The organism is Halomonas sp. SIMBA_159 (assembly GCF_046536035.1).
Lineage (GTDB): Bacteria > Pseudomonadota > Gammaproteobacteria > Pseudomonadales > Halomonadaceae > Vreelandella > Vreelandella venusta_A.
Map to the genome: position 1 here is coordinate 58,936 of NZ_JAWJBT010000022.1, position 10,081 is coordinate 69,016.

Below are 10,081 nucleotides of genomic sequence, written 5' to 3' on the forward strand. Positions count from 1 at the left end.
GGACTATATTGCTAGTGAGTAAACGAGCGTACTCTTTATGTAATGGCATCATTGCCAACGCGTAAGAGTGACGCATCGCCGATAGGCTAATCGCACTTGGATCACCGCTCGTTTCTGGGATGAGACGACCCGAGTGCAGATATTCATTGGATGAAATATGGTAGAAACACAGCAAGAAATAGAGCAAGGAGTGCCGCTGCCTCTTAGCGAACCCAGCAGTCAGGCCGTTGCCGTACTAAGCGGCCTACCTGATGGAAAAGGCATTCGGATTTTGGATGTTAGCGCGGAGTACGTGCAGTTTTGGGGAGGCGAGCGCGACCACTGGTTAGGCGCTGAGCCCAAAATTGTCCATCAAGCGTCAGCGAACAAGCAGTTGCTGAATCAGCTCAATAGCGCGCTGGCCTGCGGTAAGCTCAGCTTGGGCTGCTCCATGTCAGGGTTAGACTACGCTGATGAAGCGCCGCGCTCCAACGGGCCAAGGCCGCGGATTGAGTGGCGCGTGACGGTCATGTCGATGCCCGGCTATGCCGATAACGTGCTGGTGCTGGTTCAGCGTGATATCACCAAACGGGTGGAAAAAGAGGCCGAACTAAAACGTCTCGCCACGACCGATATGCTTACCGGTCTGATGAATCGCTCCCGGTTTGATTACCTGTTAAAACATGAGCTGGGGCGCTTAAACCGCTATGTGCGGCCGTTTTCGCTCATTATGCTCGATATCGACTACTTTAAGACGATCAACGATAGCCAAGGCCACGATGTGGGCGACCAGGTGCTGCGCGCCTTGGCGACGCTATTGGAAGCCAACCTGCGCACCGCCGATTACTGCGCCCGCTGGGGTGGGGAGGAGTTTATGATTCTGGCTCCTGAAACCTCTCTCAAGCAGGCAGCACAGCTGGCCGAAAAGATACGTCAGCGCATCGGAAGCGCCGCCTTTCCAGGAGCTGAGCGCGTGACCGTCAGCCTTGGAGTGACAGAAGCCGCCGCAAATGACACCCCCAAAAGTATGATGAAGCGGGTCGATAACGCGCTTTACCAAGCGAAAGAGAGCGGGCGAGATCGCGTCGCGTGTTAGCAAAAAAGGCGTGTTATAAAAAGGGCGTGTTAGCAAAAAGGGGCCCAGCGGCCCCTTTGGTCGTTTTGAGCGATGGCTCCGCTTAGCGCGTCGCAGCCAACGAGGTGGCAGTGGAGTTATCCACCGCATCCGCGAGCATTTCAGCGGTAATCGCAGAAAGCGTCCAGCCCAGGTGGCCGTGGCCGGTATTGTAGAAAACGGTCGGCAATTTGCCGGGGCCGACTTTGGGCAGCATGTTCGGCAGCATTGGGCGCAAGCCCGCCCAAGGCACCACTCGTTGAGTACTCACGCCGGGGAAGCACTGCTCTACCCAGCGCACCAGCGGCTGAATCCGATCGTTACGAATATCGCGGTTCGCGCCGTTGAATTCAGCGGTACCGGCCACGCGGAAGCGGTCGTTCCCCAGGCGGCTGGTCACCAGCTTGGTTTCGTCATCCAACAGGCTCACCGTCGGTGCGGCCTGCTGTGAGGCTTCGTCGTCCAGCTGTACGGTGATGGAGTAGCCTTTGACCGGGTAGATGTTGACACGGTCGCCTAGCTTGGCGGCGATGGCGCGACTGCCGACCCCGGCACACACCACCACGCTATCAAAGCTTTGGCGTACCTCTTCACCGTCGATTGAAGCGCTGACCCAGGCACTGTTTTCATCCGCACCCAGGTCGGTCACCTGGTGGCCGTAGTTAAGTTTCACACCGCGTTTAGCAGCGGCTTGTGCCAACCCGTTGGTGTACTTGTGAATATCCCCGGTGGCGTCGCTTTCGGTAAAGAAGCCGCCGTAGTAGCTGCCCGCCAGCGTAGGCTCGATGGCGCGCATCTCTTCTGGTGTCACGGCGCGGCGCTCAAGCCCGCCTTTATGCAGCAGCTGTGAGACCTTAGCGGCATGCTCGTAGCCCGCTTTATCGCGGTAGATATGCAAAATGCCTTTCTGTTTCACGTCGAAATTGATCTGCTCGTCTCGCGCCCACTGAAACAGGTGTTCCCGAGCCGCAATGGCGAGGCGCGTTGTTTCGGTGGTGTTGTCGGCGTAACGGGGAATGGCGGCGATAAATTCCGCAAACCAGCTCAGCTTGTGCCAGGTAGGGCGAGGGTTGACGAGCAGCGGGGCGTCGTTTTTCAGCATCCAGCGCAGGCCTTTGATGACCGTGGGCCAGTGGTTCCACACCTCGGCGTTTGAAGCTGAAAGCTGACCGCCGTTGGCAAACGAGGTTTCCATCGCGGCGTAGCGATGCTTTTCAAACACAGTGACGTCAAAGCCGCGTTTCACGAGGGCATAGGCGCTGGTAATACCGGTAATACCACCGCCAATAATTGCAATGCGTTGCATGAGTCTCTCCACAGATTGTATGAGCGTCGGGCGATACCCCCAGCAAACGTGTTTGCTAGGCGTACCCCTTCCGTCATGGAACCTGAGAGATTCACGCCGATGATGTGGCGCTTGCTCCTTCGGTGGGCTGAGTGACGCAGTCATCAACCGCTCTTCGGAACGTATTGGTAAAAACGTTAGCAGTTGCGGTCCGTTGGCCTGAGAGTTTCCGGGGTCGTTGCTCCTTCGGCGCTGGTGTCGTGCACCAGTCTCTCCCGCAAATGCGTACTTAACGTTGTAACGCGGCGGTGCTAAAAAGGGAATAGGCGAAAGGTGGAAGCCGCTCCGCTGAATCACCTGGCTTTGCCAGTTTGCGTGTTTTCACACACAATGCCCGCTATCTTCAACGAGCTATCTTCAACTCGCTATTTTCGATCAATTATCTTCAAGCAATGGACAACGCGCATGCAGGCAAACGGATTTTTTGAAGGCATCGGCGAGGCGATTGGCGACGCCATTCGCGTCGTGGTGGAGTTTTTGGTAGGGCTTTTTACCAACTTTTTCGGTGCCTTTGACGACTTTATCGGCGGGCTGACGCGTTCGCTGGGGATTAATGACTCGTTTTTAAGCCTAGCCATACTGCTGATTGGCTTGCTGGTGCTATGGGGCGGGCTGCGTGCGTTTTTGCGTGGCTCCATTATTGGCGGCATTTTCCGCACGCTGATTGGGCTGTTTATCCTGTCGTGGCTGATGATGTAGCGCCCCGGCCACCGACCCACGCCTGCGCAACGCCGCAGGCGATCACTAGCCCGCAGCCGCTTAACTGCAAAGGCGAAAGCGCTTCGCCAAACAGGCTCCAGCCAAAAATCACCACCGCCACCGGTTCACAGTAAGCCAGCGTGCCGTATAGCGCGGTGGGCAGGCGGTTAATCGCCATCACCGCGCACAGCAGCGCCAAAAAACCGGGCACAAGGCCTGCAGCCAACAACCACGGCACTTGCCACGTGCTGGCCGCAAGCCCTGCTGGCTGCCATAGCGCAAACGGCAAGATGACCAGCGCCCCGACTGCTAATTGCCAGAAAGCGCAGGTACGGTCATCTAGGTGGCGCGGTAAGCGACGGTTCGCCAGGATAAAACCGCTGTAGGCCAGCATAGCCGCTAAGCCAAAACCCATGCCGATCAAGTCCTGCTGATCGTCCAGGTTGAGCCGAAACTCCTGCATCATCGCGAACCCAAACAGCGCCAAGCCAATAAGCGAAACCTGCGCTGCTGCAAGCCGTTCGTTAAATAGCGCATGGGCCGCGATAGCCGCCACAATCGGCGCGAGATACACCATCAAAATGGCGTTGGCCATTTGTGTATAGTTCATCGCCTGCACGTAAAACAGGATGAACGCCGCCAGCAAGCTCCCGCTGACCATTACGTGCCGCCCTGGCAGTGTGGTGAGCCCTGCATGGCGTTTGGTCAGCAGCAGATAACCGAGCAAAAATAGCGCCCCTAACCCCAATCGGTAGAAGGTGATGCTCTCCGCGTTCAGCCCGGTGATGCGCGAGATCACGCCGATAGTGGCCATGCCCACGGCAGCCACCACCGCTAGCAATAGGCTGGAAGGGGCAACGGCGAGAGAGGAAGTTGATGGTGGCATGGGTGTCGTCCTTGAGCGAGTTTCATGCGCCTATGACGCATCGTCATTTGCTTCTTTGGTGCATTTTGTCATTATTTGCACTCTTTTTGTGCAAAGGCGAGTGCGATGAAAACGTATCTTGGCAAGATGCGCGGAGAACGAACGCCGCGCCCCCGGGTAGGCTGGCGAGATGCCTGCTGGTCGTGGCTGGGTGCCTTTACTGGCATGGCGCTGATTTGCTGGCTAAGCGCCGAGTGGCTCTCCCAGCAGCTGTTGATCGTGGGCTCGTTCGGGGCAACTTCGGTGCTGATTTACGCCGCTCCGGAAAGCCCCTTTGCCCAGCCAAGCCATGTTTTGTTTGGCAGCGTGCTCTCTGCCTGTGTGGGGGTGGGCTGCTATCAACTACTGGGGGCCACGCCGCTGTCGATGGCGTTGGCAGTATCGCTCTCCATTTTGGTCATGCAGCTCACCCATACCGTTCACCCGCCAGGGGCTGCCGCTGCGCTGATTGCCGTGGCAGGCGGTGCCAGCGTTCATCAGTTGGGCTGGTGGTATCCGCTGATCCCCATTGGCGCAGGCTGCATCGTCATGCTGGTGGTGGCGATTCTGGTCAATAACCTGGCGCGTCACCGTCGCTATCCGCGCTACTGGTAGCGCTGTAGCTGCTCTTCCAGGGCAAGAATATGCGCATCTTCAGTGCCCAACTCGCGCAGCGCTTGGGCTAGGTTCAGCAAGTAAGCGCTGTTGGGGCCGCTGGGGCCGTGGGCTTGGGCAATTTGCTGGGCGATGTCGGCCAGCGGGGCATCGCCTAAAAACGCCGGGTTGTCCTCGCTTGCCAGATAAATCAGCCCCTCGCTAGGCGCTTGGTCGGCGTCAGGGTTACCCGCCTCATCCAAAAACGTCAGCGTGACTTTTTCCCGCAGGTAGCCGTTTTTCTCCCGCACATCCAACGGTGCGAGCACCTCTGGGGTGATGCGGTAGGCCATGCCGTGACATACCGCGCCTTCGGCACGAATCAGCGTCGCCACACGCCCCGGTGCTTCCGGCGTGCCGCGGTGGTCGTGGGAGCCCTGCCAGAAGCGCCGCGCCCAGCCGGTAATCGCGGCAGGCCGACGCTCTAAATAGTCAAAATCGGCCTTCCAAATCAACGAGCCGTACCCAAAGAGCCAGATATCCGCATGGCCGTCGAAGAAGTTTCTTTGCTGGTTTAACGTCGTGGTATCAAGCAACATAAGCGATCTACATTTGTGACCAAAGTGGCTGTACGCGCATGGCGTTAACGGTGGTTCATCATCCGGGTTATACGATTGATTTACCAGCCAATCACCCCTTCCCCATGGAAAAGTTTCGGGTGCTTCGGCAGCTATTGGGCGAGCAAACGCTGGCCTGCCCCATCGAGTGGCAAACGCCCCAACCGGCCACCCTCGAAAGCCTCCAGCGCGTGCATACTCGTGACTATGTTCAGGCGTTTTTGCACGGCCAGCTTGATCGTGCCGCTCAGCGGCGTAGTGGATTCGTTTGGTCTGAGGCCTTGGTGGAACGAGTGCGGCTAGAAACCGGCGGCACGCTGCTCACCCTGGAAGCGGCCCAGGCCACCGGGCTTGCCTGCAACTCGGCGGGCGGTACGCACCACGCCCATGCGGATGCCGCCAGCGGCTACTGTTTGATCAACGATTTAGCCGTGGCCGCCGCCCACGCGCTGGCCCAGGGCTGGGTAGAGCGGGTGCTGATTGTGGATTGCGACGTGCATCAAGGCGACGGCACCGCGCGACTCTTTGCTAACGAGCCCGGCGTGTTTACCTTTTCCATGCACGCGGCGCGTAACTTCCCCGCCCGCAAAGCAAAAAGCTACCTGGATATCGCCCTGCCCAACGGCATGGAGGATGCTGCTTATTTGGCTGAACTCGCTTCTTGGCTTCCTGGGTTACTCGCCGCCTACCAGCCGGATGTGGTGCTCTATGATGCCGGGGTGGATGTGCATCACGACGACCGCCTGGGCTACTTATCGCTAAGCAGCGATGGGCTCTATGCCCGAGATTACTACGTGCTAAACCTGTGTCGCGAGTCTGACATTCCCGTGGCGGCGGTGATTGGCGGCGGCTACGACCGCGATATCACCGCCCTCGCCACACGACACGCCCAGCTGCACCGTGCCGCGGCGGATGTGCTGATGATGTAACGCCCTCTTTCAGAAAAAGGATAGGAAACGATGCGCGCCATTTTTTTGGTAGATAACGGCTCCAAACGCCCACAGGCCACCCATAACCTGCGTCGGGTGGCTGCGGCGTTGAGTGAACAGCTGGGGGAGACCGTTCAGGCGGCCTCGCTGCTGCACTCCAATAAAATCCCCGCTGAAGAGGTGGGTGGCATACCCGCCATTACGCTAGGCCCCGCTGCCGAACGCAGCGCCGAGGCAGGCGCCACCGAGATTATCGTGCTGCCGTTTTTCTTCGGCCCCAGCCAAGCGCTGACCGGCTACCTGCCCGAGCGAATGGCCGCGCTACAGGCGCGTTTCCCTAACGTGTCGGTGCGGGTTGCTCAGCCGCTGGTGGATGAGCTGGGGAATAACGACCTGCGCTTGGCACAGCTGTTGGCCGATAACGTGCGTACGCAGCTGCCTGAACAAGGCGCTGCTAAGGTCGCGCTGGTGGATCACGGCAGCCCCATCCCCGACGTTACCGCCGTGCGCAACCGCTTAGCCGGGCAGTTGAGCGTGCTGCTGGGCGACGAAGTGCGCTGCGTGGCGGCGGCCTCTATGGAGCGCCGGGAAGGTGACGAGTACCGCTTTAACGAGCCACTGTTGGAGAACTTGCTGGATACGCCTGAATTCAGTAGCAGTAACGTGGTGCTGGCGATGCTGTTTCTCTCCCCCGGGCGGCATGCCGGTGAGGGTGGCGATATTGCCGAGATTTGCGCCGCCGCCGAACAGCGCCACACTGGGTTGAAGGTGACGACCACCGCGCTGGTAGGCGAGCACCAGGGGATTGTTGAAATTCTACACTCGCGCCTACGCCAAACGCTTGACGGTGAACGCTTTCTGCTAGAAATGCCTGCGCACGTTTCAGATGCCCGGTAAAGGAAGGCAAAGAGGGGAGATGTAACGTCGCCCAAAGGCGCGTAGAATCGCGGGCTTTTGCAAGCGTGCTCGTTCATCAACCAGCGCTTCTTCGTTTCAGAGCTTTTTCGTTAACCAGGGCTTCTATCTTGATCGCAACCGCCAATATCACCATGCAGTTTGGGGCCAAGCCCCTGTTTGAAAACGTTTCCGTCAAATTTAATAACGGCAATCGCTACGGTTTGATTGGCGCGAATGGTTGCGGTAAGTCCACCTTCATGAAAATCCTGGGTGGCGAGCTGGAGCCCTCGTCTGGGCAGGTGATGCTGGATAGCAGCACCCGGCTGGGTAAGCTGCGCCAGAACCAGTTTGCCTACGAAAACGAGCGGGTCATCGACACCGTTATCATGGGCAACGCCGAGCTGTGGAAAGTGGCCGCCGAGCGTGAGCGCATCTACTCGCTGCCTGAAATGAGTGAAGAAGACGGCATGGCCGTAGCGGATTTAGAAGTGCGCTACGCCGAGTTGGATGGCTACACCGCCGAGTCCCGCGCGGGCGAGCTGCTGCTGGGCCTGGGCATTCCTATTGAACAGCACACCGGCCCCATGAGCGAAGTCGCCCCCGGCTGGAAGCTGCGCGTACTGTTGGCGCAGGCGCTGTTCTCCGACCCGGACGTGCTGCTGCTGGACGAACCCACCAACCACCTGGATATCAACACCATCCGCTGGCTGGAAGAGATTCTAAAAGCGCGTAGCAGCACCATGGTGATTATTTCCCACGACCGTCACTTCCTGAACAGCGTGTGTACCCACATGGCGGATCTGGATTACGGCGAAATCACCCTGTTCCCCGGTAACTACGACGACTACATGACGGCCGCCACCGCTGCCCGTGAGCGTCAGCACTCTGATAACGCCAAGAAGAAAGCGCAAATTGCCGAGCTTCAGCAGTTCGTCAGCCGCTTCTCGGCCAACGCCTCCAAAGCGAAGCAGGCCACCTCGCGGGCGCGCCAGATCGATAAAATTAAGCTGGAAGATATCAAACCCTCCAGCCGGGTGAGCCCGTTTATCCGCTTTGATCAAAACAAGAAGATCCACCGCAACGCGGTGAACGTGGATGCGATTACCAAAGGCTACGACGGCGAGCCGCTGTTCAAGCGCTTCTCTATGACCGTCGAAGCGGGCGAGCGCATTGCCATCATCGGCCCTAACGGCATTGGCAAAACCACGCTGCTGAAAACCCTGGGCGGGGATCTACGCCCAGATGCCGGTGAAGTGAAGTGGACCGACGCCGCCGAGCTAGGCATCTTTGCCCAAGACCACGCCGATGACTTCGCCAATGACGCCACGCTGTTTGAGTGGATGGGCCAGTGGACCAAAGGCGGTGAGCAAGTAGTACGTGGTGCGCTGGGCCGCATGCTGTTCTCAAGCGACGATATCAACAAGTCGGTGAAGGTGATTTCTGGGGGTGAGCAGGGCCGCATGTTGTTCGGCAAGCTAACGCTCACCAACCCCAACGTGCTGCTGATGGACGAGCCCACCAACCACCTGGATATGGAATCCATTGAAGCGCTCAACCTAGCGCTGGAGAACTACCCCGGCACGCTGCTGTTCGTCAGCCACGACCGGGAGTTTGTTTCCAGCCTCGCCACGCGCATCATTGATATGCAGCCAGATGGCATTGTCGATTTCAGCGGCAGCTACGACGACTACCTGCGCAGCCAAGGCGTGGTGTAAGTTAGCCGATAATCTGAGCATAGGTGGATTCGCTGGCAGGTTCCCTGTCAGCATCCAGCATTTTACCGCTGAAGGTCTCGTTCATCTCTTTGGCGAGCTCTACATACACGTGCATCTGCTGATTGCGGCGTTTATGCAGCGGCGGTTTTACCAGCAGGCTAACCCCACGAATGGGCTCGTGGGTTTCCCCTCGGAGCAGGTCGGGCATCTCCCCTGGAGGGAAAGCGTTGGCCACGGTGATCGGGTTAGATGCCTGCTGGCCATCAATTAAAAACACCTTCTTGATCGCGTCGTAATGGGCGCTTTTCCCACGCAGCCACTCGGTTAACCGCTCATCGGTGGTGACATCCGGCTGGTTGAAAATGACGAACAGCGAGTGCTGCTTGACCTTGCCAGTACGCTTAGCGGGGGCGGACGGCGGCTCTTCCGCTGGCGGCGGCGTAGGCGCGGCGACCGGTGCCGGTGCCTCTGCTTCTTCGGCCTTGGCCTTGGCGCGACGCCGTTTGGGCACCACAACGTAAGCGAAAATCACCACGGCTACTATGCCTAACAGCAGAGAGGCAAAGGCCAGCAGCACGGGAAGAGACGTCATATCCATGGGGTGAAACCCTTTAGTTAGTTAACACCTAGGCTCTATTTATAGGTTCTGTTTAATCGCAAAATGGTGGCATTGAGTGCCAGCGCCAGAGCAACCCACAGCCAGTAAGGCACCATCAGCCACGCGGCGAGGGTATTCACCTGGGCAAACAGACCGATGGCCAGCGTAATCAATCCTAACAGCAGCACGATATCTACTAGCGCGGCGGTAATCTGCTTGCGCCCAAAGAAGAGCCAGGACCACGCCGCATTGGCCAACAGCTGCACGCCATACACAGCCAGGCTCGCGCTGCGCAGTGGCGAGTCGTCCGCCATATAAATCCGCCAAGCCGCAATCGCCATCAGCAGATAGAGAATACCCCAGGCAATGGGAAAGGCCAGGTCAGGCGGTGTCCAGCGGGGTTTGCGCAGCGCCCTGTACCAGCCATCAGGGCGAAAACGTGCGCCTGTTGCCGCAGCGGCGCCCACCAGCAGTAAAGATACCAGCAGCGCTAAGAGCGAACCGAGCATGTGCCACCTATTCGTGAAGACAATACGTCGCGTTAAAACGAGAGAATCAATAGCCTAGCAGTGTTTTAAAACCGTTAGGCATAAAAAAAGCACCACCTAAGTGATAATGCCAGTCAGTTAAGCCTGACTGGCTTTTTACTCACCGCATATTTCTGTGGTCGTGCCCGGACAGCACGCGGGT

Annotated in this window: 11 protein-coding genes and 2 riboswitches; of the genes, 6 read left to right on the forward strand and 5 right to left on the reverse strand. The window is 58.3% G+C overall.

Annotation, left to right across the window (positions count from 1 at the left end):
- Positions 1-157 precede the first annotated feature (157 nt).
- A complete protein-coding gene (locus tag R0J87_RS14835) occupies positions 158-1,075 on the forward strand; it encodes a GGDEF domain-containing protein (RefSeq protein WP_498887083.1) in 918 nt (305 codons plus the stop codon).
- A gap of 82 nt (positions 1,076-1,157) precedes the next feature.
- Here R0J87_RS14835 and R0J87_RS14840 read toward each other — a convergent pair whose 3' ends face one another.
- Positions 1,158-2,399, reverse strand: coding sequence for a D-amino acid dehydrogenase (locus R0J87_RS14840; RefSeq protein ID WP_498887085.1), 1,242 nt, complete (start codon positions 2,397-2,399; stop codon positions 1,158-1,160).
- A gap of 60 nt (positions 2,400-2,459) precedes the next feature.
- Positions 2,460-2,567, reverse strand: a riboswitch (glycine riboswitch).
- A gap of 8 nt (positions 2,568-2,575) precedes the next feature.
- Positions 2,576-2,666: riboswitch (glycine riboswitch) on the reverse strand.
- A gap of 177 nt (positions 2,667-2,843) precedes the next feature.
- Here R0J87_RS14840 and R0J87_RS14845 point away from each other — a divergent pair.
- Entirely contained in the window at positions 2,844-3,137 is a 294-nt protein-coding gene (locus tag R0J87_RS14845; RefSeq protein WP_044630200.1) for a hypothetical protein, read from the forward strand.
- Here the strand turns inward: R0J87_RS14845 and R0J87_RS14850 are convergent.
- On the reverse strand, positions 3,112-4,023 hold the full coding sequence (locus tag R0J87_RS14850) for a DMT family transporter (protein ID WP_498887086.1): 912 nt from the start codon (positions 4,021-4,023) through the stop codon (positions 3,112-3,114). The two genes, R0J87_RS14845 and R0J87_RS14850, sit on opposite strands and share 26 nt — an antisense overlap.
- A 105-nt stretch (positions 4,024-4,128) precedes the next feature.
- On the opposite strand from R0J87_RS14850, the gene R0J87_RS14855 reads away from it, so the two are divergent.
- Positions 4,129-4,656: an HPP family protein gene (locus R0J87_RS14855; RefSeq protein WP_054645337.1), complete on the forward strand. Its 528-nt coding sequence runs from the start codon at positions 4,129-4,131 to the stop codon at positions 4,654-4,656.
- Here R0J87_RS14855 and R0J87_RS14860 read toward each other — a convergent pair.
- Positions 4,647-5,234, reverse strand: a complete 588-nt coding sequence (locus tag R0J87_RS14860; protein ID WP_498887089.1) for a gamma-glutamylcyclotransferase — start codon at positions 5,232-5,234, stop codon at positions 4,647-4,649. The two genes, R0J87_RS14855 and R0J87_RS14860, sit on opposite strands and share 10 nt — an antisense overlap.
- A 38-nt stretch (positions 5,235-5,272) precedes the next feature.
- Here R0J87_RS14860 and R0J87_RS14865 point away from each other — a divergent pair, with 38 nt between their 5' ends.
- The 3 genes from R0J87_RS14865 to R0J87_RS14875 all read left to right on the forward strand — a co-directional run bounded on the left by R0J87_RS14865 (position 5,273) and on the right by R0J87_RS14875 (position 8,793).
- Positions 5,273-6,181 (forward strand): histone deacetylase family protein, encoded by a 909-nt coding sequence (locus R0J87_RS14865; RefSeq protein ID WP_498887091.1) that lies wholly within the window; start codon positions 5,273-5,275, stop codon positions 6,179-6,181.
- A 30-nt stretch (positions 6,182-6,211) separates the two neighbouring features.
- Positions 6,212-7,078, forward strand: a complete 867-nt coding sequence (locus R0J87_RS14870) for a sirohydrochlorin chelatase (protein ID WP_498887093.1) — start codon at positions 6,212-6,214, stop codon at positions 7,076-7,078.
- A 128-nt stretch (positions 7,079-7,206) separates the two neighbouring features.
- The gene (locus R0J87_RS14875) at positions 7,207-8,793 is read left to right on the forward strand and encodes an ABC-F family ATPase (RefSeq protein ID WP_498887094.1); all 1,587 of its coding nucleotides are present in this window, start codon (positions 7,207-7,209) and stop codon (positions 8,791-8,793) included.
- Between the two features lies 1 nt (position 8,794).
- On the opposite strand, the gene R0J87_RS14880 is transcribed toward R0J87_RS14875, so the two are convergent.
- Both R0J87_RS14880 and R0J87_RS14885 read right to left on the reverse strand, forming a co-directional pair.
- The gene (locus R0J87_RS14880) at positions 8,795-9,391 is read right to left on the reverse strand and encodes a cell division protein ZipA C-terminal FtsZ-binding domain-containing protein (RefSeq protein ID WP_498887097.1); all 597 of its coding nucleotides are present in this window, start codon (positions 9,389-9,391) and stop codon (positions 8,795-8,797) included.
- Between the two features lie 35 nt (positions 9,392-9,426).
- On the reverse strand, positions 9,427-9,900 hold the full coding sequence (locus R0J87_RS14885; RefSeq protein WP_498887099.1) for a TspO/MBR family protein: 474 nt from the start codon (positions 9,898-9,900) through the stop codon (positions 9,427-9,429).
- Between the last annotated feature and the right edge of the window lie 181 nt (positions 9,901-10,081).

Coding starts and splice junctions, on each gene's coding strand:
- R0J87_RS14835 (WP_498887083.1), top strand. CDS start 158: ATGGTAGAAACACAGCAAGAAATAGAGCAAGGAGTGCCGCTGCCTCTT.
- R0J87_RS14840 (WP_498887085.1), bottom strand. CDS start 2,399: ATGCAACGCATTGCAATTATTGGCGGTGGTATTACCGGTATTACCAGC.
- R0J87_RS14845 (WP_044630200.1), top strand. CDS start 2,844: ATGCAGGCAAACGGATTTTTTGAAGGCATCGGCGAGGCGATTGGCGAC.
- R0J87_RS14850 (WP_498887086.1), bottom strand. CDS start 4,023: ATGCCACCATCAACTTCCTCTCTCGCCGTTGCCCCTTCCAGCCTATTG.
- R0J87_RS14855 (WP_054645337.1), top strand. CDS start 4,129: ATGAAAACGTATCTTGGCAAGATGCGCGGAGAACGAACGCCGCGCCCC.
- R0J87_RS14860 (WP_498887089.1), bottom strand. CDS start 5,234: ATGTTGCTTGATACCACGACGTTAAACCAGCAAAGAAACTTCTTCGAC.
- R0J87_RS14865 (WP_498887091.1), top strand. CDS start 5,273: ATGGCGTTAACGGTGGTTCATCATCCGGGTTATACGATTGATTTACCA.
- R0J87_RS14870 (WP_498887093.1), top strand. CDS start 6,212: ATGCGCGCCATTTTTTTGGTAGATAACGGCTCCAAACGCCCACAGGCC.
- R0J87_RS14880 (WP_498887097.1), bottom strand. CDS start 9,391: ATGGATATGACGTCTCTTCCCGTGCTGCTGGCCTTTGCCTCTCTGCTG.
- R0J87_RS14885 (WP_498887099.1), bottom strand. CDS start 9,900: ATGCTCGGTTCGCTCTTAGCGCTGCTGGTATCTTTACTGCTGGTGGGC.